The sequence below is a fragment of the Paenibacillus polymyxa M1 genome (assembly GCF_000237325.1).
Classification (GTDB): domain Bacteria; phylum Bacillota; class Bacilli; order Paenibacillales; family Paenibacillaceae; genus Paenibacillus; species Paenibacillus polymyxa_C.
In genome coordinates, this window is record NC_017542.1 from 489,061 (window position 1) to 512,321 (window position 23,261).

18 protein-coding genes, 1 pseudogene and 2 riboswitches are annotated in these 23,261 nt (G+C 45.0%); of the genes and pseudogenes, 10 read left to right on the forward strand and 9 right to left on the reverse strand.

Annotated elements, in window-relative coordinates; translation table 11 throughout:
* The first annotated feature begins 23 nt into the window (after positions 1-23).
* From PPM_RS02160 to PPM_RS02185, 7 genes and pseudogenes are all read left to right on the forward strand, one after another.
* Positions 24-1,055: an ABC transporter ATP-binding protein gene (locus tag PPM_RS02160; RefSeq protein WP_013369043.1), complete on the forward strand. Its 1,032-nt coding sequence runs from the start codon at positions 24-26 to the stop codon at positions 1,053-1,055.
* Complete coding sequence (locus PPM_RS02165; protein WP_013369044.1) at positions 1,033-1,959, forward strand: ABC transporter ATP-binding protein; 927 nt, start codon at positions 1,033-1,035, stop codon at positions 1,957-1,959. The genes PPM_RS02160 and PPM_RS02165 overlap by 23 nt, the downstream gene beginning before the upstream one ends.
* A 13-nt stretch (positions 1,960-1,972) precedes the next feature.
* A complete protein-coding gene (gene opp4B / locus PPM_RS02170; RefSeq protein WP_013369045.1) occupies positions 1,973-2,941 on the forward strand; it encodes an oligopeptide ABC transporter permease in 969 nt (322 codons plus the stop codon).
* Positions 2,942-2,978: 37 nt separating this feature from the next.
* Complete coding sequence (locus PPM_RS02175; RefSeq protein WP_016818864.1) at positions 2,979-3,878, forward strand: ABC transporter permease; 900 nt, start codon at positions 2,979-2,981, stop codon at positions 3,876-3,878.
* A 43-nt stretch (positions 3,879-3,921) separates the two neighbouring features.
* Positions 3,922-5,742 (forward strand): oligopeptide ABC transporter substrate-binding protein, encoded by a 1,821-nt coding sequence (gene opp4A / locus PPM_RS02180; protein ID WP_013369047.1) that lies wholly within the window; start codon positions 3,922-3,924, stop codon positions 5,740-5,742.
* Between the two features lie 158 nt (positions 5,743-5,900).
* A pseudogene (locus tag PPM_RS29820) lies at positions 5,901-5,981 on the forward strand (LysR family transcriptional regulator); the annotation flags it as partial.
* A 6-nt stretch (positions 5,982-5,987) separates the two neighbouring features.
* Complete coding sequence (locus tag PPM_RS02185) at positions 5,988-6,743, forward strand: LysR family transcriptional regulator substrate-binding protein (protein ID WP_231860481.1); 756 nt, start codon at positions 5,988-5,990, stop codon at positions 6,741-6,743.
* 27 nt (positions 6,744-6,770) lie between these two features.
* On the opposite strand, the gene PPM_RS02190 is transcribed toward PPM_RS02185, so the two are convergent.
* From PPM_RS02190 to PPM_RS02205, 4 genes are all read right to left on the reverse strand, one after another.
* Entirely contained in the window at positions 6,771-7,421 is a 651-nt protein-coding gene (locus PPM_RS02190) for an amino acid ABC transporter permease (RefSeq protein ID WP_013369049.1), read from the reverse strand.
* 14 nt (positions 7,422-7,435) lie between these two features.
* Positions 7,436-8,095: an amino acid ABC transporter permease gene (locus PPM_RS02195; protein ID WP_013369050.1), complete on the reverse strand. Its 660-nt coding sequence runs from the start codon at positions 8,093-8,095 to the stop codon at positions 7,436-7,438.
* A gap of 71 nt (positions 8,096-8,166) precedes the next feature.
* The gene (locus tag PPM_RS02200; protein ID WP_013369051.1) at positions 8,167-8,997 is read right to left on the reverse strand and encodes a transporter substrate-binding domain-containing protein; all 831 of its coding nucleotides are present in this window, start codon (positions 8,995-8,997) and stop codon (positions 8,167-8,169) included.
* A gap of 45 nt (positions 8,998-9,042) precedes the next feature.
* Positions 9,043-9,825: an amino acid ABC transporter ATP-binding protein gene (locus PPM_RS02205; protein WP_013369052.1), complete on the reverse strand. Its 783-nt coding sequence runs from the start codon at positions 9,823-9,825 to the stop codon at positions 9,043-9,045.
* A 284-nt stretch (positions 9,826-10,109) separates the two neighbouring features.
* Between PPM_RS02205 and PPM_RS02210 the strand changes: the two genes are divergently transcribed.
* Complete coding sequence (locus PPM_RS02210; RefSeq protein ID WP_013369054.1) at positions 10,110-10,574, forward strand: cupin domain-containing protein; 465 nt, start codon at positions 10,110-10,112, stop codon at positions 10,572-10,574.
* A gap of 80 nt (positions 10,575-10,654) precedes the next feature.
* Here the strand turns inward: PPM_RS02210 and PPM_RS02215 are convergent, their stop codons facing one another.
* From PPM_RS02215 to PPM_RS02235, 5 genes are all read right to left on the reverse strand, one after another.
* The gene (locus PPM_RS02215) at positions 10,655-11,356 is read right to left on the reverse strand and encodes a GGDEF domain-containing protein (protein ID WP_014599412.1); all 702 of its coding nucleotides are present in this window, start codon (positions 11,354-11,356) and stop codon (positions 10,655-10,657) included.
* A 51-nt stretch (positions 11,357-11,407) separates the two neighbouring features.
* The gene (locus PPM_RS02220) at positions 11,408-12,058 is read right to left on the reverse strand and encodes a class D sortase (protein WP_013369056.1); all 651 of its coding nucleotides are present in this window, start codon (positions 12,056-12,058) and stop codon (positions 11,408-11,410) included.
* Positions 12,059-12,165: 107 nt separating this feature from the next.
* A complete protein-coding gene (locus PPM_RS02225; RefSeq protein WP_013369057.1) occupies positions 12,166-15,777 on the reverse strand; it encodes an LPXTG cell wall anchor domain-containing protein in 3,612 nt (1,203 codons plus the stop codon).
* Between the two features lie 359 nt (positions 15,778-16,136).
* Positions 16,137-16,946 (reverse strand): transglutaminase-like domain-containing protein, encoded by an 810-nt coding sequence (locus PPM_RS02230; RefSeq protein ID WP_080567849.1) that lies wholly within the window; start codon positions 16,944-16,946, stop codon positions 16,137-16,139.
* A 12-nt stretch (positions 16,947-16,958) separates the two neighbouring features.
* A riboswitch (cyclic di-GMP riboswitch) is annotated at positions 16,959-17,040 on the reverse strand.
* Between the two features lie 40 nt (positions 17,041-17,080).
* Positions 17,081-17,159, reverse strand: a riboswitch (cyclic di-GMP riboswitch).
* Between the two features lie 107 nt (positions 17,160-17,266).
* Positions 17,267-18,142, reverse strand: coding sequence for a helix-turn-helix transcriptional regulator (locus PPM_RS02235; protein WP_013369059.1), 876 nt, complete (start codon positions 18,140-18,142; stop codon positions 17,267-17,269).
* A gap of 583 nt (positions 18,143-18,725) precedes the next feature.
* Between PPM_RS02235 and PPM_RS02240 the strand changes: the two genes are divergently transcribed.
* Positions 18,726-19,982, forward strand: a complete 1,257-nt coding sequence (locus PPM_RS02240) for a DUF445 domain-containing protein (RefSeq protein WP_013369060.1) — start codon at positions 18,726-18,728, stop codon at positions 19,980-19,982.
* A gap of 146 nt (positions 19,983-20,128) precedes the next feature.
* Positions 20,129-23,191 carry an ATP-binding protein gene (locus PPM_RS02245; RefSeq protein ID WP_013369061.1) on the forward strand — a complete coding sequence of 1,021 codons (3,063 nt, stop codon included), beginning with the start codon at positions 20,129-20,131 and terminating at the stop codon, positions 23,189-23,191.
* The last annotated feature ends 70 nt before the right edge of the window (positions 23,192-23,261 follow it).

Here is a 23,261-nt window from a genome sequence, read left to right on the forward strand (position 1 = left end):
ATGGAGAATGGAGGAAGCGCGCATTGAATATCAAACCCGTGTTGGAGATTAAGGGATTATCCGTATCTTTTCGCATCAAGGATCAATATCACCCCGCAGTCGACCATCTGGATCTGACGGTCAATCCCAATGAAGTGCTGGCTGTAGTCGGAGAATCCGGTTGTGGCAAAAGCGCGCTGGCGCTTTCGATCCCACAACTGCATGACATGGAGCGAACACGTGTCGAAGGAAAGGTTCTTTTTAAAGGCACGGATCTGATCCGTCTCTCCTCAGGGCAAATGAATAAAATCCGCGGAGCGGGCATTGGCATGATCTTTCAGGACCCGCTGACAGCACTTAACCCGTTAATGTGCATTGGTAAGCAGATCGAGGAAAATCTCGATTATCATACGTCCCTATCTACGAAGCAAAAAAGGGAACGTGTACTGGAGCTACTGGAAAGCGTGGATATACCCAACCCCGTACGTGTGTATGAACAGTATCCGCATGAACTTTCAGGAGGGATGCGCCAGCGTGTGATGATCGCGATTGCCATAGCTTGCCGACCCTCTCTTATTATTGCAGATGAGCCGACGACTGCGCTCGATGTAACCATTCAATCGCAAATTCTTGACTTGCTCAAACAGCTTCAACAGGAGACCGGAAGCGGAATTATTCTGATTACGCACGATCTTGGCGTTGTGGCCGAAGTAGCCGACCGTGTGGTGGTCATGTATGCCGGAGAAATCGTGGAAAGCGCAGATGTTTTTGAATTATTTCGGCATCCACAGCATCCGTATACGCGTTCCTTGCTAGCCTCCATGCCGGGATCGCATACCAAGGGAGAACCGCTGCATGTCATCGGTGGTATTGTTCCCTCATTGCAAGATATTCCTCGCAATAGCTGTCGCTTTGCTTCGCGTATTCCTTGGATTCAGCAGAGAATGCATGAAGACCATCCCCGATTAAGTGAAATTTCTCCCGGCCATTGGGTCCGCTGTACATGTTACCAGCATTTTCATTTTGAAGATGAGACAAAGGGAGAGGCTGCTCATGGCACTACTAGAGATAAATGATTTGAAGGTTCATTATCCGGTGCGCGGCGGTTTTTTCCAGCGTGTCGTTGACCAGGTAAAAGCAGTGGATGGCGTGTCGATCAGCATAGAGGCAGGCCAAACATACGGGCTAGTAGGAGAATCCGGCTGTGGAAAGACGACGACAGGAAGAACGATTATCGGCCTGAATAAGCTGACGAGCGGACAGATTCTTTTTAATGGCAAGGATCTTACGGCTCTGAGTCGTAATAACCGCCATCCGCTGCGTAGAGACATTCAGATGATTTTTCAGGACCCCTATTCTTCGCTTAACCCGCGCAAGCGCGTATTGGATGTCATTGCTGAACCACTGCGAAACTTTGAAAGGCTGAGTAATGAGGAAGAACGGCGGAAAGTACAGATGCTGCTGGAAAAGGTTGGCTTGAACGCTGATGCGGCCTACAAATATCCGCATGAATTTTCCGGGGGACAGCGGCAAAGGATCGGGATTGCGCGTGCGCTGACATTAAACCCAAAACTGATTATTGCAGATGAGCCCGTATCAGCGCTTGACGTTTCTGTGCAGGCACAGGTGCTTAATTTTATGAAGGATGTGCAGCGGGAGTTCAAATTGACGTATTTGTTCATTAGTCATGACCTGGGGATTATCCGCCATATGTGTGACCAAATCGGCATCATGTACCGAGGTCGCTTAGTGGAACAGGGGAGCGAGCAAGATATATATGAGTGTCCACAGCATTTGTATACCCAGCGGCTTATTGCCACCATTCCCAGTATCGATCCTGCGAAACGGCTGGAAAATGCTCAAAAAAGGCAAAAGCTTTTATCCTCTTACAAGTCAGAGCTGCCCAAACATCTAGATGCGAGTGGAAAGCCGTTTGCACTAAAGTCAGTAAGTTCATCCCATCAAGTCGCGCTACCATAAGGGGGGACAGAATATGTGGAAATTTACAATGCGCCGGCTGCTGGTTATGATCCCTCAACTTTTTGCACTGAGTGTGCTTATATTTTTCCTAGCTAAGGCTATGCCAGGGGATGCCCTGACAGGGCTCATCACTTCAACTCCCAATCTAAATCCGGCTGCACTGGAAGAACAGCGGCAAAGACTGGGATTGAATGACCCGGTGTGGGTGCAGTATGGGAACTGGCTCGTCCAGCTTGCTCATGGGGATCTGGGCAAATCTTATGTACATAAAATTAGCGTTACCGATTTGATTGGCAGTCGTTTGGGGAACACGTTCTTTCTGGGTGTTGTGATTCTGGTTCTAACGTATCTGATCGCCATTCCGCTGGGAGTACTCAGCGGTCGTTATCAGCATAGTCTGCTGGATAAAACCGTGGTCGGGTATACCTATCTCAGCTTTGCGACACCTCTATTTATACTCGCATTGCTGTTGTTGTACGTGTTTGGGTTCAGGCTTGGCTGGTTTCCAACCAGCGGCAGTGTGGATGTAGGTGTAGAGCCGGGGACATGGTCATATTACGTGAATAAGTCATATCACCTCATTCTACCGGCGGTTACAGGCGCATTACTCAGTACAACGGCTACGATTCAGTATTTGCGCAATGAGGTCATTGACACACGTCTGAAGGATTTTGTGAAAACGGCGCGTTCCAAGGGGGTACCCGAAGGAAAGATCTATTCCCGTCATATTTTCAAAAACTCTTTATTACCTATTGCTGCTTTCTTGGGCTACGACCTGACGGGTGTGATTGCGGGCAACGTTTTCCTAGAATCTATTTTTGGTTATCCGGGGTTGGGCCAGCTATTTCTTCAGTCCATCACCCAACGGGACTTTTCAGTTGTGAACGCACTGGTCATGATCTCCGGCTTCTTGGCACTATTAGGGACCCTTTTATCTGATGTCATCCTAAGCAAGGTCGATCCCCGCATTCGAATTGAATAGAGAACAAGTCTAGAGAAAAGGAGGGATTATGGTGTCTATGCAGGTGGAGGAAGTCTTCTCGCCGGAAATCATTCGTAAATCACCGTCTAGCTGGTCTGTACTGCGTCGTGAACTCGTACGTGACAAAATGGCCTTGATTTCCATTGGATTTGTGGCTCTGTTCTTGATTTTTATATATGCCTCTGTCCTGTTTGTCAATCAGGATGTAGTCACGACGGTCGATTTGGGTGCGATCCGCGAAGCTCCCGGTTCGGTGCATTGGCTGGGTACGGACCGAGCGGGCAGGGATATATTCGGCCAGCTGGTCATTGGGGCCCGCAATTCCTTTACCATTGGCTTTACGATTACTTTGTTATCCGCCGCCATCGGCTTGACGCTGGGCTTACTGGCTGGGTTTTATGGAGGACTGGTTGATAACATCATCATGCGAATCATTGATTTTATCCTGGTGCTTCCATTCTTGATGCTGGTTATCGTATTTGTCAGCATTGTGCCCAAAAGCGGCATAGGTTCCTTTATTTTTATTATGACTGCCTTTTTATGGATTGGAAAAGCGCGCCTGATCCGGGCCAAGGTGCTGTCTGAGCGGGAATTGGACTACGTGCAGGCTTCCAAAACCCTTGGCACACCCAATTGGAAGATCATCTGGTTGGGTGTGCTGCCCAATCTCAGCTCTGTTGTGATTGTTAATCTGACGCTCAGTCTTGCGGGAAATATCGGGATCGAGACCGGGCTTTCCTATCTCGGCTTTGGCTTGCCGGAATCTACTCCGAGCTTGGGGACACTGGTGAGTTATGCGAATGACCCGGATGTATTGCAGAACAACTGGTGGATGTGGTTGCCTGCCTCACTGCTTATATTGGTGCTAATGCTGGCAATCAACTTTATCGGTCAGGCGCTCAAACGTGCCACGGATGCCAAACAACGATTGGGTTAAACCGAAATTCAAGGATAAGGACAACAACAAGGAGGGGTTTACAATGGTTAAACGCTGGAAAAAAGGAATTCTGCCTGTTCTATCTGCCATTTTGGTGCTTTCTTTGGCTGCATGTAGCGGCTCGCCTTCCGCTTCGAATGGAGCAAAATCGTCTGACGGTACAGGTGGATCAGGGGCCGACAGCAAGCAGGTGAATGCGACTGCGCTGGCAAAGGCGGTCAAGAACGATAACCCCCCGATTAAGGGCGGCATCATCAATTATGCACTCGTGTCCGATACCCCTTTTGAAGGTATTCTGAATCCTGTATTTTATGATGGGAATCCGGATTTTGAAGTCTTCCAGTTTTTCTACCCTTCCCTGTTTTCGATTGATTCCAATCTGAATATTGACGATAAAGGAGCGGCGACGATTTCCTTTTCCGCAGACAATAAGGCGGTAACTGTCAAAATTGATCCCAAACTGAACTGGACAGATGGTAATCCCGTAACGGCAGAGGACTATGCTTTTTCCTATGAAGTGATTGGCCACAAAGACTATGAAGGCCCACGTTATGATAGTTTTATGACCAACATTGTAGGTATGGAAGATTATCACGCCGGCAAGGCCAAAACCATTTCTGGCATCAAGGTGCTGAATGAGAAAGAGGTTACCATTCATTTTAAGGAACCTAATCCTTCGGTAAAGTCGGGACTTTGGTCCACACCACTGGAGAAGAAGGTATTCCGGAACATTCCCGTAAAGGATATGGCTGGATCTGACCCTGTCCGTAAAAATCCGATTGGCTATGGGCCATTCAAAATTAAATCTATGGTCACAGGTGAATCTGTGGAATTCGTCAAAAATGAAGATTATTTCCGCGGTGCGCCCAAGTTGGATGGCCTTCATCTGAAGGTTGTGAATCCGAATGTCATTACTGAGGCGTTGAAAAGCGGAGAAATCGATTGGGCCAGCTATCCGACTACCCGTTACAATGAGGCCAGTAATCCGAAAAATGTACAGTTTCTCGGTCAGGAGGAATTATCTTATAGTTATGTAGGCTTTAAGCTTGGCAAATTCGATCAGGCCAAGAGTCTAAATATCATGGACCCGAACGCCAAGCTGGCGAACAAGTCATTGCGTCAGGCCCTTGGCTATGCGCTGAATAATGAGCAGGTTGGCAAGCAGCTCTATCATGGGCTTCGGACTCCTGCGACATCCCTGATCCCGCCCGCCTTCAAGGGATACCATGATGTGAATGCGAAGGGCATTGCGTATGATCCAGACAAGGCGAAAAAGCTGCTGGACGAGGCAGGATATGTGGATACCAATGGAGATGGATACCGTGAAGACCCTAAGGGCAAGGAACTGGTGCTCCATTATGCAGCAATGAGCGGGGATGCGACGGCCGAATCGCTGGCTAAGTTTTATTTGCAAAATTGGAAGGATGTCGGGCTTCATGTCGAACTGGTGGACGGTCGTCTGCTGGAGTTCAATTCTTTCTATGACCGTGTGCAGAAGGATGACCCGGGCATTGATATTTTTGGCGGCGCATGGAGTACAGGTACAGATGTAAACCCTAGTGGGCTGTATGGACGCGGAGCCAGCTTTAACTACTCGCGTTTTACCAGTGAAGAGAATGATAAGCTGTTGCAGGAAGGAGTGTCTGTAAAAGCCTTTGACGACAATTATCGTAAAGATATATACAATCAGTGGCAGGCGTATATGAGCGAGGAGGCGCCGATTGTACCGACGTTATTCCGTTACTCATTGGAGGCAGTAAATAATCGGGTAGCCAATTACGATATTACCCGCGGCAAGGAGTACGATGCAGACGCGTTTGCGAATATTACGTTAACTGCGGAAAAAGCAGAAGTAGCCCAATAATCTAAAAAAGCGCAATAACCTGAAGAAGCGCGAACCGGATTGATCCGATCTCGCGCTTCTTTTGACCTGTTCATGCAAACATTTCTGGGGATTCTCGAAGGGAGAGAAGGAAGACGGAAATACGTCAGCTTCAATACTTCATAGCCGTATGCGAGGAACTGCATTTTACGAAGGCTTCGGAAAAGATCGGTATCTCTCAACCCACGCTTAGCTTGCAAATTAAGGCGCTGGAAGAGGAACTGGGCATGACGCTCTTTGACCGTGCAGGCAAGAAAATCAAAATGACAGATGCCGGGAAACTGCTGCTGCAACACAGTGCGCATGCGCTCAAAGATTTACAGCAAGCGAAGGCTTCTATTGAGGAACTGCGTACCGAGCAACGCGGCAGTTTACGGATTGGTATCGCATTACCGGAGCTAGAGGAGTCGTTGCAAGAGATGTTTGCCCACTTTCATCGGTCATTTCCTAAAATCAGCTTGCACATCTGTCCATCCTTTGATGTAACAGAACAGCTGCTGGATAACCGTGTGGACGTTGGCATCACCCTACATTCGGGTACAGATGAAAGGCTTGTCCAGCTTCCTCTTCGCACAGAGAACTACTGTCTTATTGTCCCCGTAAATCATGCATTTTCCAATCGTTCTTCCCTTATGCTGGACGAATTGAGGCATGTACCCTGGGCGATGCAGCCAGAGTGCCATCCCGGCAGGAAGCTGATTGAGAAATGCTTCCTTGATCGCGGGTATCCCTTTGCAACCGTCCTGGAAACAAATTCTATACCTTCAATCCTGCGCTGGGTGCAGGAGGGACTTGCCGTAACCCTACAGACGAAGTCCCTTGCGGCCGAACTGGATCGTTCACTTTTTTGCACGGTACCTATTTTGCGTGGCGTGCCCCAAGGTCAGCTAGAGTTGATTTATCGGTCTGACCGTTACCAGGGAGAAGCAGTGAAGCGATTGATTGAAAAGATACAAACTGTACTAACAGAGTGTTCCAACTAGTGGCAACCCTGATGAGTACTACGTGCTTTAATGTGTACGAACTTCTAGCCTGCGTGCAATCAGTGACATACTGTAATTAACGGCAAAGTACAGGAAAGCGGCGAACAGCAGAGCTGGAATGACAAAAGATTGATTTTGTCCACCGACGATCTGAATGTTATGCGTCAGCTCCGGCAAACTGATAATGACAGCCAGTGAGGTATCCTTGAATAGGGAAATGAACTGGCTGACAATAGGAGGTACCATGCGACGAAGCGCTTGGGGTAGAATGATATGCCATAAGGTTTGAGAATAGCTTAGACCGGAGGAGCGTGCGGCTTCCAGCTGTCCTTTATGAACCGAATTGAGACCGCTGCGTACAATTTCGGCAATCATGGCTCCCTCGAAGATCGACAGTCCTGTAATGGCTGCCCACTTGAGGGAAATCGATAATCCGATGGATGGCAAAACCATGCCGATGAAGAAAATAATGAGCAATAAGGGCAGGTTGCGAATCAGATCAATGATAAAGGCTGCAACCTGTGAAAGGACAGGTATACGGGTATAGCGCAGGATGCCGAACACAATACCGAGAGCGAAGCTGAATATGATAGAGTAAATAGCGACCTCCAGCGTGAGCAGGAAGCCCTCCAGTATAAAACGCACATTAGGCCATGCAAACAATCCACCGAAATCCATGCGGGCTTCCCTCCTTAGGATGTTTTGGACAAGCGTCGCTCCATATATAGCACAAGAAAGCTGAGCGGAACCGTCAATACAAGATATAGCAGCGCCGTGATCGCATAGACTGTGATGGGCAGAAAGGTATCTGAGTTAATGAGATCCGAGTAATACATGAGATCCAGTCCAGCCACAATGGCCAGTACGGAAGAGTTTTTAACCAGATTGATGAATTGATTGCCGATTGCAGGCAGTACAATTTTAATGGCTTGCGGTAAAATAATGCTGATCATCGTCTGGTTGTAATTCAACCCGGAGGACCTTGACGCCTCAAATTGTCCCTTGGGTACAGATTGAATGCCGGCACGTATAGCTTCTGCAATAAAAGAGGCGGTGTACACAGTCAATCCAAGCGTTCCAGATACAAAGCCGTCCAAGGGGATGCCCAGAGTGGGAAGACCGAGATAAAAAAACAGTACAACAATCAGCAATGGAATATTGCGGATGACCTCTACATAGACAGTACCGATCCAGTTTAGCCATTTAAAAGGCGCAATTCGGAAGATGGCAATGATAGCCCCCAGAATAAAGCTTCCGATCAAGGCAATAACACTAGCTTGAACGGTATGAAGCAAGCCTTCTCTGAAACGGTCGCCATGATCGAAAAGTACGTTGATATCAAAAGTTAGCATCTACGGGTATACCTCCTTTTTCAGAGCTAAGAAAGGAAGGAGCACGCAATCGCGGCTCCTTCACAAGATCATTATTCGGGTTTAACCCCAAGCCATTGCTCATGCAGCTTATCGTATTCACCATTGCTTTTCAGTTCCTTGATCGTATCATTAATGGCTTGCAGCAGTTCGGTCTGCCCCTTTTTCACTGCAATGCCGTAAGGTTCCTCTGTGAAGTTCCCACCTACTAGGGTATAATTCGGATCTTGCTGTTGCATGCCAAGCAGAATAGAGTTATCGGTCGTCAGCGCTTGCCCTTTACCTGCCTTAAGGGCGTTGAAGGCATCTTGATAGTTTTCGAACTCTAAAATCGTTGCTTTGGGCGCTTTTTCGCGGATATTTTTTGCGGAGGTAGAGCCTTTAACAGCGAGTACCTTGGTATCGGGTGTCAGGGACTCCAGACCGGTGATCGGGCTTCCTTTTTTCACGAGTAGGGATTGCCCTGCATTAAAGTAGACATCGCTGAAATCGACCTGTTTTTTGCGCTCATCCGAAATGGTCATCGTGGCGATAATAGCGTCGATGTCCCCATTTTGCAGTAAGGTGATTCGTGTTTTGGACGTGACTTCCTTGAGTTCGAGCTTGGTTTCATCACCAAAAATATGCTTGGCTACAGCCTTGGCGATGTCGATATCAAAGCCCTCGACTTTCCCGCTAGCCGGATCTTTTAGTCCGAATAACTTGGTGTCGTACTTCACCCCAACGACCAGTTTTCCACGCTGTTTGATGGCTTCCAGCCCGTTGGAAGCTGCTGCTTCATTTCCTGACGTTGCTGCTTCTTGCTTACCTCCACAGCCTGCCAAGACGAGCAGACAGGTTAATGCAACCAGCACCAAAGTACTCCACTGAAATCTTTTTCTCATTACAATGATCCCCTTTCAATTTTTATTCCATTAATAATAGTCTGTTTAATGATGAATCAGACGGCTCAGGAACAGGCGAGCCCGTTCTTCACCCGGATTCTGAAAAAACTCAGCAGGTTGGCTGTCTTCCAAGATCTGTCCTTTGTCCATAAAAATCACGCGGTCAGCCACTTCACGAGCAAAGCCCATTTCATGAGTGACGATGACCATCGTGATGCCTTGATGGGCAAGCGAGCGCATGACATCCAGCACCTCTCCGATCGTTTCGGGGTCCAGAGCTGAAGTCGGCTCGTCAAACAGCATAATTTTCGGATTCATTGCGAGTCCACGGGCAATTGCAACCCGCTGTTGCTGTCCACCGGACAATTGGGCGGGGTAGCTCTGTGCCTTTTCTTCAATTCCGACACGCTTCAGATAGGTGAGGGCAGTTTGAATAGCTTCTTCTTTCGGGATACCCAGTACCTTCATCGGTGCCAGTACAATGTTCTCAATCACCTTTTTGTGGGGATACAGGTTGAAATGTTGAAATACCATCCCGATATTGCGGCGGAAGGCGTTAATATCAATCTTTTTGTCATGCACGGGGACATCGTTAACGATTAGCTCCCCATCAGATATCGTTTCCAGACGATTGATGCAGCGAAGCAGGGTGCTTTTACCTGAGCCGGAGGGACCGATGATGACAACGACCTCGCCCTCCTTAATCTGAAGATTGATGTCTTTAAGTACATGAAAGTGACCGTAATGCTTGTTGACATTGCGAAATTGGATCAGAGAGCTCACCCCTTTTTTTGACTTGAATACATCGCTTAGTAGACAGACTGACATGATTAAGCTCTATTAGAATTTCGAAATTTCTCTCATGATACTATAAGCTTACAATAAAAAACAAGATTTTATGTCAATAAACTTTACGTGAAAAGTGTTTTTGACTGTTTTTATACTAGTTATTTGTTATTTATATGATGAAAACGAATATATATCCACAATTTAATGTTATTTATTTTGACATAAACTATGAAACCTCGACATGCAGAGGGAGAAACGTGACAAAAGCAGCGCTATGTTTTACAGTAGGGAAGAAGGAATTTAGGGTAAAGGAAGGATAGACAATGACGAAAGCTATTTCACCGCTAGTCACGGCATTGGGCATGGAGCCCCATCCAGAAGGCGGCTGGTACAAAGAGATGTGGAAGGCCAATTTTCAAATTCCGAAGCCTGTACTGCCGGATGTGTATTCCGGTCCGCGCTTTGCAGCTTCGTCTACGTATTTCTTGCTGCATCCGGGTGAGTTCTCCGAATGGCATGTGGTCCATTCTGACGAGCTGTGGTTGTACCATAGTGGAAGCCCTATAGAGTTAAAATTGGGTGGAAGCGGAGAAGAACCTGGCGAAGAAACGGTAATTATCGTTGGCGCAGATGTGGAGGCAGGACAACATCCACAAGCACTCGTACCAGGAACTGTATGGCAAACGGCACGTCCGCTGGGGGATGAGCCTGTGCTGGTAACCTGTGTTGTTGCACCAGGATTCCACTTTGATGATTTCAAGCTGATTGCCAAAGGTAAGGTGGAGTAGGAATATTTTATCGGCGGGTATAATCCTGGATAAACAGGACTTACCCGCCTGATTTGTTGTTACGGGTATTTTTGTTAGTGTTAGAGAGTTGCCATTTGTTGTATACCTTGGATCTTTGTTTTTTTTCGAAAACCAGCTGCAAACTTTATCACTCGTGCAGTACCATATGATCTGACGTTTGGCCTCTGTCTGATCCTCTGGTATACAGCATAGCGGTTTCTCCCCATTCCTTTCGCTTGGTACATGGCGATATCGGCCTCTTTCAGTAAAGAAGGTAGGGGCTTCTTCGGAGAAGGATGCATAGTAATCCCGATGCTACCTGTAACTTGAAGATTGATTCCCTGGATGTTATAAGGAACGCTGATTTTTTGCAGCAGCAGTTCTGCCAGAACTGTGACCTGATCGGCATCATAATCCTTCATAATGAGTAGAAATTCGTCACCACCGATTCGAAAAGCTTTCTGATGGGAGTTTGTTACCTGGAGTAAATGATCGCTTACCCGTCTGAGCAGCTTATCACCGATTTGATGTCCATATGTGTCATTAATGGCTTTGAATCCATCCAGATCAAGATACATAATAGCAAAGCCTTCTTTGCCGTTGCTTCGTTTCCAAAATAGCTCAAGTGCATTCCGATTGAACAGACCCGTTACAGGGTCCTGATAGGCAAGTTTCCGCAGCAAATTTCTTTCCATCATCACAGAATGCAAAAAAATTAACGTATATATCCACAGCGCCAAAGTTAGACCGATTAGAAGTAAGGCTGTTAAAGATATACTCAATAGGGTCACCACCAATATAGTTTATAGGTTATTCCGCTTCTATTAGCGGCATTAGGTTAGTTGTCTGGCATGAACGATGAGTCGATGTGTCGGATTTACAAGAGGATCACAGGTAATTAGTGTGAGAAGCTTTTGTTTCTTGATGCTTTTTAAAACGGAGACATTTGAAGGAGTGACGACTGAAATGTTGTAGACCTTGTATACGTATTTTTCACCCCGAGTGTGAATTAGAATCTGATCTCCGATTTTCACCTCATTAAGCCGGTTAAATAAACGTCCAGTTGTTCGTGAGCGATGAGCGGCTATGGCAGCATTCCCCACCTGGCCGAGTGTCGCAGTTTCCGACATATGTACGGCTGCATATCTCATATGCTGTTGGGTTGCACCTTCGAGTACAGGAAGTTCCAGCCCGATACGATCAATCTGGATTGTAGCGATTGGGGCTTGCTCTGAAGCCGACGATGGGGGAGTGGCTTGTGACAATTGTGGCCCATCCGCTGCTGCAGTATTTGTCAGCCAATTGGACAAATCTGTATAGCCTTTCATCATTTCGGGAGTCAGTGTCGATGTATCTGTATTTGATAATGATTCAGCTTCCTGTAATAGCTCTTTTTGCTTTTGATCTTCCAACCATTCATTAGCGGTAGGAAATAACATGATGATGATTCCTAATATGATGCTCACGTATGCCAGCTTTCGCAATTGAAAAGCCTCCTAATACAGTAATCCATAGATCGGACATGTAAAATAATTCCCCTTCTCGCTGAAATGATGAGTTGAGAAGGGGATTTTTGATTATAAAATGTTATTTATTTTTTATGCGTTCGTCTATAACCCAGATAGGCCCCCAGAAGAATTAAGAACATGCCACTTACATAGAAGGGAGCAGGACTGTTTTCTCCTGTCTTTGGCAATGTATCCACCTTGGGTGTATGACCCGGATCACTTGGATTCTCTGGTTTTTCTGCTGGTAGGCGGATTACACCCTTAGGTACTGGGTCTTCTTCAATCTTCACGGGCGGAGAAGGCTCCTGGTGAGGATCGGCTTCCGGTGTCTCAGGTTGCACCCCTGGTTCAGCGGATGGTTGCGCCTCTGGTTCTACAGGTGGCTGTTCAATAACCGGAACGCCCAACGGAACATCCTCATCCTCGATAATTTTCGGCTCTTCGGTTGTTACGGGCGTAACAGGCGTCGCCGGAGGTTCAGTTATTTCAGGGTCCTTATCATGTTTTTTGCCTGAGCCCGGACTCGTAGGTGTACCCGGATCGGTAGGCGTACCTGGGTTTGTAGGCGTACCTGGATCAGTAGGTGTACCCGGACCCGGATCAACAGGAGTGTCTTTTTTGTTGGTGATTACGATTTGTTTAATGCCTGAACTTTGTTTGATAGTTGTATCTATTTTGATTTCTGTTTTTGGCGCTGTTATTTTGTAGCCTTCAGGAGCAGTAAGCTCCTCCAGGATGTAGTCATCATAACTCAATGAAGAAAATACGATTTTCCCGTCCAAATTGGTAGTTTGGACAAGAGGTGCTCTTTTCTGATTCTTGTCATAGAGTGCAAAACGTGCCCCGGATAGAACCTTATTGTGATCGTCCTCATCAACTTTGGTAATCTCCAGACTTCCCGTAACTCCTCCTCCTGATCCTGAACCAGAGGATGTGCGCACGGTAATTTCCTTACTTGTTTCCCTGATTTCGGTGGTCAAACGGTCGCCCTCGAAATTAACCTTATTGCTCACTTTTGCCTTGTCTTCAGCTTGAAGAAAGGATTGATATTGCAAAATATAACCCGATGATATAGCCTTCGCAAAGGCAAGCTCAAAGGATTGCTGACCTTGAGCAGTCGTTGTTATTTTTAGCTTATAATCCTGATCCTTGACTAACTCAGTGTCCCTAACAGCTTCTCCGTTGGCAGACACTTTGGTGGAGTATAGATGAAAGGAATCTTCAATCAGAATTTGATTATTGCTGGGCGTATCCACGATCTTCGCATTGGAAACATGGGATTGCCCTTCATTGATATGGATGTTCCAATCGATTTTATTTCCATTCTGAGCACCAGACTTTGTCACGTATTCTCCACCGTGGGGCACAGTCACTTTGGCAGCCCATTCCGAATCTACATTTTTTCCATCCATAAGCAGAGCGTTATTGTTAATCTCTTTATCAATAAGCTCTCCTTCCAATGTTGTTTGGAAAGTGACCCAGTAAGGAGAGTTGATGGACTGGTTAAACTGGATGCGCAGTTCGTTGTTGTTAGCGGCGGAAGGTAAAACCAGAGTATATTGGCTCGAAGGTACTTCGGCCCCTTTCTGTACGCCATTCCACCATCCAAGCAGGGTCATATCGTATACCTTAACAGAATTTGGGACCAACTTTTGGCCCTGTAACAAGGTATCTCTAATCTCAGCATAATTGAGAGTTTTGCGGTTATAGTTGGCCTTAATGTCCCATGTAATTTGCTTGGAGCTGGCATTGTAACTACCTGACTTCGCCCCATTTTGCTGGGTCATATTGTCCGGCCATAATCGAGCTTCGGCCTCAGCAGTTTGTGTTGTTCCGTTGTATAACCAAGTGATAGAGGCTTTATTCCAAAAGTCCGGCTTGGTTTTGTCGATTTTCCATTCGTTGTTAAAGGTAGTTGTATAGTTAATGGTGTACGTGTCTTGAATCTTTTTATGAAAACGTATAGTGAACCCTTTTTTGTAATCCAGCGTAAGAGGGATCAGTTCGTAGTCTGTCGGTGATGTTAGTGTTGTTTTTCCGTCCGCGCTTTGGATCTTCAATGTGTTCGGCAATAAGGCCAGACTGCCATTCGGAAAGGCATCGTCGATAACGATTTGATCCATTGTATACTTATCCGCATTAATAGAAATGACCCAAGGAATTGTTTTGGTGTTATAGTTCGGTTCCTTATAGCCTTTGGTGATAATTATACTTTTCAGTTCGGTGGTTGTTTCTTTTGTTACCCCATCAGAAGTTACACTGTTCTTTATTTTACTATTTTTAACTACACGATCTATAGCCTTTGTTTGATAACGGATGGTATATGGGGCTTCAATATCCGTATTGAAAAGCAGATTGAAACCATTGGTACCATGATCGTCAATAACTGGAGTGACGCTGTATTGGGATGCAGGGAGCTCATCCTGTGTATCCCCTTTATACACTTTAAGTGAATCTATGATGAGTTGTTGGCTGTTATTAAAACGGTCACTTAACGCGGCTTTAGCTGCGGGAATTTTTTTGTTGGCAAAATTATATTTGATTGCCCATGAGATCGTTTGAGTGACTGGGTCGTATTTCTCCACTTTTTTGCTTAAAAAATCCCCGCGTTGAACAGTGACTGTAGCTGTTGCGGACGTATCCTTCACATCGTCCCCTGAAAAAGTGGCTGTGTTGGAGAAACGAGTATCCTCGCTTGTTATGTTTGTGGAATATTGAATACGGTAGGCGCTGTTAATACTCTCCTCGTTAAAACGGATTATAAAGCCCGGCACAACCGGATCAGTCTCTACTGTATACTTATCTGCGCTAACAGTGTCCCCCAGCACGGTGGTTCCGTTCACATTAATTTGTAAATGGTTTACCCGGATGGAGTCCTTGACTAGTTCTAGTCCTTGGGGAGTTGGGTCGGTTACTACAGCGTGTTTGATAGGATCCAAGTGTTTATTTACGTCAACTGTCCAATGAATTTGGTCTTTTCCATCAAACTTTCCTTGTTTCTCCATTGTAGGACCAGCTGCAGGCTTAATATTTACGATAGCCGTTTGCTCGCCGCCTTTGATCGGGATCGCAATAATAACTTGTGTACTGCCTTTTTCTATTTGTGTGCTAAATTCAGTTTTGATCTCTAGCTTACCGCTGACATTAGAGTGGCTTTCTACGTAATCATTAAATGTCATAACCACTTTACCTTGACGGTCTACGGTAAAATGACCTACTTCTCCATCTGTATTCGTCAAAGGAGACATAATATCTGTGTAAATTTGGAATTGCTCAGGTAATTGAAAGGTAAAGGTGTCTCCAGCTTTATACGTATGGTTCGGCAGTTCCCATTCATAGCCTAAATGGATGGCGGAACCAATATCAATACGGCTATCGGGATTATACACTGCATCAATAACACTTCCAGTAGAATCTGTAAGGGTTAGCTTGGTTAAAATACTTTCTTGAGTTGCCCTAACTTCAGAAGTTGAGCCAGCAGTTGGTTCAGGGGCTGGAGCCGGGACAGCAGGTGGGATGTTAATTGGCTCTGAGGGCATTGGATAAACATCGTTAGTCACACTCTGAACCGGATCGGCTCCTGGGGTCACTGGCAGAGTAGAGTCGGGATTTTGTGCATAAGCTTGTGTTGTGCTGAACAAACACTGCAAAAAGAGCAATAGCGCAACCGTTGCTGCATTCCATTTTTTTCTCATACGGTAAACAAATCTCCTATTCTTAAAATACTCTTATTTAACGGCTAATGGTTATTCCTTCGAGGTCGAGAGAACTGTATTTATATATTCATCATTCATTCATATGATGCTATGTTAGCCGCATTAATTACTTGTTCAGAATTTATGAAAATTCATGTTCGGGGATGAACCTCCTCCTTTTGACTCGAAATTAGATAATGGTTGGAAATCTCATTGTCTTCCTGGACTAGAATACATGCCACATCTCAACAATTTCTCAACAAGGATAGAAAAAGAGCCTTGATCATGTGATCAAGGCTCTTCAAGAAATGTAGTTCTATTTTTTCATTTTTTAAAAATATGAATTAAAAACATTGATATTAATATTGCTTTGTTTTAATGTATTTGGAGGGATCTTTGACCATTTGGAATTTCTGTTTACCCATATAAAGTGCTGCATCTACTGTAGTGTCTACGACCACCCACTGATTATCGATGTAGACCTCATTCCAGGCATGATAAGTGTCCACGTAGGAAGATTTGCCCATAACCAGCTTGGTTGGTACATCTACACTTCGTAACATAGCAGCCATCAGTGAAGCATAACCATAACAAATATCTTTTTGAGAGCTTAACGTATGATCAATTTGTGGCAGATAGTCAGTCGTTAAGGCAAAGGCCTGATTGGAGTCATACTTGATATGACTAATTACGTAGTCATAGATTTTTTGCAGCTTCTCGCGATCCGTTGTTGCACCTTGGGTTAACTCACGGGCTTTTTGAATCGCTTGATTAGTACTACTCCAGTTAATATTTTGAACGGAATTAAGATACACCGCTTTGCTATCGTTTAGCTTTAACTCGATCGTATCTTGTCCTATCACTTTATATTGATTACCACTAAGCTGTTCTAAAATACTGATGTTATAGTTCCCATTACCCATTTGGAGAGGAAATACTTCTTCGGATTTCCCGGGTGTTAGATTATAAGAGTATTTTTGTGCATCTTTGGTAACCAAAATCTTGGTTTTAACGTTAGGTTTAACAGGGTAGCGCACACTGACCGTCCCATGATTTACATTGTTTTGGTCCAACCATGCAACACTATCAGCAGCGTAAATTGTCGAATTTAAGAGAATTGCGGACAGCATGAAAAATAGGAGAAGTGTGGAAAGTATCATTTTCCCCATAAAAAACTTCCTTTCGGTGGCCAGGCTGCCATCATCAATAGAAGGCCCTATAGCTTTGCGTCCCTGCCTTTCGACAGGTTTGCCATTTCGTATAAAGTTTTCGGGAAAAATAAGCACGACAAAAAGCCACTTCAACCGGTAGCTGGCTGCCATCATACAGAAGGCCCTGTAGCTTTGCGTCCTTGCCTTTCGACAAGTTTGCCATTTATCCTGAATAGCTTGTACTATTATTCTATCAGTTAGGTACTCTATTAGGCAAGTTTAAATCTCAGATTTTCGCTATTTATCGACAAAGCAAGCTTGCAGATTATACATAAGACCTATTTTATACGGTTTCCCCATTTTTTGCGATAGGAATGAGGCGTTTCTCCAATGTGTTCTTTGAACAGATTGATAAAATGACTTGTGTTGGGAATGCCCACATATTGTGCGATGTCCACAATAGCTACATCACTAGTTTTAAGCCAGCTTTGAGCAGCCGTGATACGAACATTAATAAGATACTCAATAGGGGAAAAGCCAATCTGTTTTTTAAAGTTTTTAGCTAGGTTGAACTTGTTTAGACCAAACATTTCTGCTAGCGAATCCAGCGTGATCCGTTCGCAATAGGATTGATCCAGATATTGCTTTACCTTGCGCACCTCTGCCGTTCCATCTGAATTCGCGTTGGGATTGGTGTAGGGGTGCTGTAAAATAATCGTTAACAAGTCAACGATTATCCTGGATGAGAGCAGCTCAGAGGATAAGCTTCGTTCTGGCTGTACATGTAATAAGGTGCGCAGCTTGTCCAATACTGCACTTGAATCCTGTAGTGAAATTACAGGCTTATTGTGTTTATCGAATTGTTCGTAGAAATGGTCAATAAGATTGCCATATAGATTCACACTAATAAACTCCCATGTCTTCTGACAGGAAGTTTTGTACTGTACATATTCTTCGCAATTAATAAAAAGCATATCATGAGGTTTCAATATATAATCCTTGCCCCGGTATTGTAATTCCCCTCTTCCGGACAGAGTAAAAAGGAGCAAAAAAGAGGTGAGCTTTTGCCGTTCCATTACATAAGCATCTGTTTTGAAATAGCCTATTTCCTGTATATAAAAGAGGGATTTTTTAGCAAAAGCAGAGGGTGTACATATAATTGCAACTGGATCTTCGCTCCAGACATACTGGGCATTTTTTTGGTTTGTTGTCATATCCAATTCCTTTACAAAAGAACAATTTTAGTAAGACAATTGTAGTTTGTTTCATGAATATCCTTTTAGAACCGGAGTTCCCATTTACAAAGGTTATTTTATCACATTAAAGTATATTCATGTATCGATTTGAGGCTATACATCATATAACAAAATTAACCAGAAAGTACCTATTTGAAAAGGATAGGGTCTTTCTGGAATTCATTCCTTAAATTGATGTAATAAAGAATGAGGTTGGAAATAATTAATTTCCTCAATGAATATATCGTAATCTTGCAATTCCACTTTTTGAGGCGTATATCCTTTAGGTTTCAGGAAAAATGGGACTATATTTCGACAAAATGATTCAAAGGGCTCATTTTGTTAGAAAATAGTTGTAACTTAATTGTTGTGATTTTGTTCACGAAAATGTATGAATAAGTGTGGTTATGCGAACTCAATTTAAGCTAATATGCAAATTTTAAATATCATGCAATTTGTTGACAATAGAGTATGGTTACCTTTGGTATCTGCACAGGCAATGATATGATGGTACTACAGATGTAATGAAACAAATTTTACAGTTAGTTTGGAGGAGTACATGATGGGAAAAACAAAAAACACAAAAACCGCAGCAGCTTGGTCACTTGTTATGATGGGAGCGGGCTTTGCTGCTACGTTACCTTTTCAACAATTTGGCTGGGCCCGTCTTTTGGCCGGATCTTTTGAAGCCGGACTTGTAGGAGGGTTGGCAGACTGGTTTGCCGTAACCGCGTTATTCCGTCATCCGCTGGGCATTCCGATTCCACACACAGCGCTTCTCCCTAAAAATCGGGGAAAGCTGACCGATGCCTTGGTTAACACGGTCGAGAATAATTTGCTTCATAAAGAAAGTATTGCATCTAAAATTGCCGAGATTAGACTGGCAGAGCTGGTGCTGAAAAGTGTGGAAAAAGGAATACGTACGCCCGAAGCGGTTACTTTTATAGATGTTCTTGCCAAGCAACTTGTCCGTTCGATTCCGCTGGCAGAGCTGGCCCCGGCCATCGCAACCGGGGTTAAGCGACAGGCGACAGAATTCGATATAGGACCATTGCTAGAGGTGCTCGCCCGGCAAGCTGGCGAGCGAAAGTATGACCAACGGGCGTTGGATTATGCGCTGGAGCAGACGGAGTCCTGGCTACTGCGGTCAGACACCGGGGTTACGCTAGGCACCTTGGGGATGCAGGCTGTTAGCGGCTTGCAGGTGAGCGGGCTTATGCAGTTTGCCCTGAACGCTTTCCTTGGCTATTTGAATGAGGAGCGTATGGGCGAGATGATTCGTCACTTTTTGCTGGACCGCGTAGCGGAGCTTCGAGATGAAGGACATCCGCGTCGTCAGGCCGTCCTGGATGGGTTCAACACACAGCTGATTCATCTGGCAGCCAAAGATACGGTCAGTGAGGGGCTGAATCACTGGAAAAACACCTTTATTGATTCTTGGGAAGGTGATGCAGCTATATCCGATAAGCTCGAAGAGCTTCGTCGTAATCTGCTGGATTACATGGAAGATGCCAGTTATGTAACGGCGTACATTGTACCTTTGCTAGATCAAATGCTGTCTGATTTATGGAGAAATACGGAGCTGCTGGACAAGATCAATTCGTGGATCGTAGCAGGTGTTACTGGAGTAGTGGAAGCAAACCATAGCCAGATTGGTAATCTGGTTCGAGAAAATGTAAATCGAATGGATGATGCCTCACTGATCGCTTTAATGGAGGACAAGCTGGGGCAGGATTTACAATGGATTCGGATTAACGGTGCGCTTACAGGTTTTCTGATTGGAATTGTGCTTACTGGGGTTCGTATGTTGCTTGAGTAGCACGGACAATCTAAGCTAAGGAACAATAAATGAAATTTGTGTAGATAAGGTTGTGAAACTATGAGGATTGGTCACCATCCAATGCTGCTGGTTCAGATGAGAGCCCGGCAACGGTACGTTGATATATGGTGCCGGATCACCAGTAGATGAATAAGCGGAACTTTTTTTTAATTACGCTGTCATTTCTGATCGTGATTATCGGCTTGCGTTTGTTGTGGTTTGATTATTACCACAATCAGGATTATCCCCGGGCCAAGGCGGGAATTCTGGATCTGAGGGGCTTGAATCTGCAGGAGATTAAGACCCTGCCATTAAATGGGGAGTGGGAGTTCTATCCTGGAACTTTATCTTCTCCTGCCGAACTGAAATCCTTACTTATGCAGAAGCAGCGCCAGACCATTCAGGTACCAGGATTATGGAGTGAGTCAGTATCTCCTGTGGATCATAAGGCATATGGCGTTGGAACCTATCGGCTGCTTATTTTGAGTGACAGGTCGGAGGACACTCTATACGGACTTCGGATTGGAAAGATCAGTACGGCATCCAACATATTTGTGAACGGTCGTTTAATTAGTCATAGTGGTCAGGTCTCTAGCAAGGTCGAACAGCATATAGGAACAACCGTTCCATTCTCTGCCATGTTTGATGCGAACAGGCAGGCCATTGAGATTGTCATCCAAGTATCCAATTTTGATTTCTCCGCTAGTGGAGGAATTATGAAGCCTATCATTTTTGGAAGCGCGGATGCTGTGAATAGCCGAACCAACTTCACGATCGCAATGCAAATCATGGTATGTATTATTTTGCTGCTTCACGGGTTATATATAGTCGTTATATTTTTTATGAATCCACAAAAGAAGGCGCTTCTGTATTTTGCGGGAATTGTAATCTGCACGGTATTATCCATCCTGACAGACGATGACAAGCTTTTATTGGACTGGTTCCCCATTAATCTGGGTCTTTCGTTAAAGATAACCACCCTTTCCTATATTGGAATAGGCATGTGTGTACTGAAGCTGGCGCAGTCTCTGTTGGTTCGATCCCGAATCATTCAGATTGTTTTTATAGGCCACTGTTGTTTTGCGATTTTGGTGTTACTTGCACCTGCATCCAGCCTTTATGCATTTCTTATGGTTCTTATCGCATTACCGGCTATTACTCTATGTGCTACAGTTCCCTCCCTTGCTTTTCTTAGAACATTCAGAGGGCAAAAAGAGGCTGTTTTTCTGTTGCTAGCATCCATTAGCATTGCATCCAGCATGCTGTGGGGCATTTTCAAGACGAATGATCTCCCCTATTACCCTTGGGATATTGTGCTGGCTTTTGTGGCATTTGCATCCTATTGGTTCAAGCGTTTTTTTAATACGAATGCTGAACTGAGAAGGCTGTCGGACAGATTGCAGCGCGCTGATCAGGTGAAAAATGAATTTTTAGCCAACACCTCTCATGAGCTGCGAAATCCACTGCATGGGATGATCAATATAGCACAGACCGTACTGGAGAATCAGGGCAGCGCCCTGGATGAACCCAACAGGAGAAACATGCAATTGCTCGTTACGGTCGGTCGCCGTATGTCCTTATTATTGAATGATTTGCTGGATGTTACACGTCTACGTGAAAAGGATATTATTCTGGAAAAAAGAAGCCTGAAGCCCAAGGCTGTAGCCTCGGGTGTATTGGATATGCTTCAATTCATGACAGATGGGAAACCTTTAAACATGGTAGTTAACATCCCTGCTGATTTTCCGAATGTATTAGCGGATGAAAACCGAGTAATCCAAATCCTGTTCAATCTCCTTCACAATGCTGTTAAACATACTGCTGAGGGGACTATTTCCGTTCACGCACACATCCAAGGCGAAATGGCCAGTATTCAGGTGCGTGACACTGGCGTTGGGATAGATGAGGAGACGCAAAAGCGGATATTTCATCCATATGAACAAGGAAACTCTCATTTGACGGTTATTGGGGATGGGCTTGGACTTGGGTTGAGTATCAGCAAGCAATTGGTGGAGCTTCATGGAGGATCTTTGAGTGTAAGTTCTGAACTTGGTCAAGGCTCAACCTTTTCTTTCACACTACCGCTCGATCCCTCACCTACCCCAGACGAATCACGAGATAACGAGCAGGTATGTATGGATGAAGAAGCAGGTACTGATTTTATAGCTCTACAGAATGAAGCTGTGATGCAAGTTGCGGCAGGCTCTGCACGATCTGCCATACTCGCAGTAGATGATGATCCGGTCAATTTAAGGGTGTTAGAGGGCATTCTCGCCTCGGAGTCGGAGCCTTACGAACTTGTCACTGTAACCAGTGCCCAGGATGCCTTACATAGGCTGGATCATCGGGAATGGGATTTAATTATAGCCGATGTCATGATGCCCCAAATGTCGGGTTATGAGTTAACTCGGCGTGTGAGGGAATACTTTAGCATTTCCGAGCTGCCTGTGTTGCTGTTGACAGCACGTAGTCAGCAGGAGGACTTATATACGGGATTTCTTGCAGGGGCCAACGATTACATTATGAAGCCTGTGGATTCTATGGAATTGAAATCAAGGGTCCGTGCCTTGACTGATGTTAAAAAGTCCGCAAGGGAGAGGCTTTGGATGGAGGCTGCGTGGTTACAGGCACAAATCAAACCTCATTTTTTGTTTAACACCTTGAATACCATTGCATCTTTAAGTCATGTGGATCACACCAGAATGGTGAATCTTATTGAAGAATTCGGCAAATATTTAAGATCAAGCTTTAACCCTCAAAATCTGGATAGAGTCGTATCACTAGAATATGAGCTTGCTCTCCTGAAATCTTATCTTTATATAGAGAAGGAACGCTTTGGCAATAGACTAGATATTGTATGGGAAGTAGACGAACAGATATCTTTGTTATTGCCACCGTTATCGATTCAGCCACTTGCAGAAAATGCAATCAGGCATGGTATCATGAATCGGATCCATGGAGGAACATTGTGCATTCGTATTCAGCAGCGGGAGGATGGAACAGAAATAGCGATCATTGATGATGGTGTGGGTATGAGTCAAGAGGAACTGGACCGTCTGCTGAGTCATCATCAAGAACAGGATAGCGGGATTGGATTACGGAATACAAATCGACGTTTGAAGCAAGTATACGGTAAAGGATTATCTATTAGCAGTCTTCCCAACCAGGGTACAACGGTAAGCTTCCATGTTCCCCAGGTACAAAGATAAGGAACATAATATCTCTGTCCCGTAGGTCCTCTATACAGAACGAGGCGAAGTAAGTGACGCTTCTAATGGG

Excerpts from the sequence above, each read along its gene's own strand:
- PPM_RS02225 (WP_013369057.1), bottom strand. The coding sequence starts at position 15,777 with ATGAGAAAAAAATGGAATGCAGCAACGGTTGCGCTATTGCTCTTTTTG.
- PPM_RS02210 (WP_013369054.1), top strand. The coding sequence starts at position 10,110 with ATGACGAAAGCTATTTCACCGCTAGTCACGGCATTGGGCATGGAGCCC.
- PPM_RS02190 (WP_013369049.1), bottom strand. The coding sequence starts at position 7,421 with ATGGATTTCGGTGGATTGTTTGCATGGCCTAATGTGCGTTTTATACTG.
- PPM_RS02230 (WP_080567849.1), bottom strand. The coding sequence starts at position 16,946 with ATGGGGAAAATGATACTTTCCACACTTCTCCTATTTTTCATGCTGTCC.
- PPM_RS02240 (WP_013369060.1), top strand. The coding sequence starts at position 18,726 with ATGGGAAAAACAAAAAACACAAAAACCGCAGCAGCTTGGTCACTTGTT.
- PPM_RS02165 (WP_013369044.1), top strand. The coding sequence starts at position 1,033 with ATGGCACTACTAGAGATAAATGATTTGAAGGTTCATTATCCGGTGCGC.
- opp4B (WP_013369045.1), top strand. The coding sequence starts at position 1,973 with ATGTGGAAATTTACAATGCGCCGGCTGCTGGTTATGATCCCTCAACTT.
- PPM_RS02200 (WP_013369051.1), bottom strand. The coding sequence starts at position 8,997 with ATGAGAAAAAGATTTCAGTGGAGTACTTTGGTGCTGGTTGCATTAACC.
- PPM_RS02245 (WP_013369061.1), top strand. The coding sequence starts at position 20,129 with ATGAATAAGCGGAACTTTTTTTTAATTACGCTGTCATTTCTGATCGTG.
- PPM_RS02185 (WP_231860481.1), top strand. The coding sequence starts at position 5,988 with ATGACGCTCTTTGACCGTGCAGGCAAGAAAATCAAAATGACAGATGCC.
- PPM_RS02235 (WP_013369059.1), bottom strand. The coding sequence starts at position 18,142 with ATGACAACAAACCAAAAAAATGCCCAGTATGTCTGGAGCGAAGATCCA.
- opp4A (WP_013369047.1), top strand. The coding sequence starts at position 3,922 with ATGGTTAAACGCTGGAAAAAAGGAATTCTGCCTGTTCTATCTGCCATT.
- PPM_RS02175 (WP_016818864.1), top strand. The coding sequence starts at position 2,979 with ATGCAGGTGGAGGAAGTCTTCTCGCCGGAAATCATTCGTAAATCACCG.
- PPM_RS02195 (WP_013369050.1), bottom strand. The coding sequence starts at position 8,095 with ATGCTAACTTTTGATATCAACGTACTTTTCGATCATGGCGACCGTTTC.
- PPM_RS02205 (WP_013369052.1), bottom strand. The coding sequence starts at position 9,825 with ATGTCAGTCTGTCTACTAAGCGATGTATTCAAGTCAAAAAAAGGGGTG.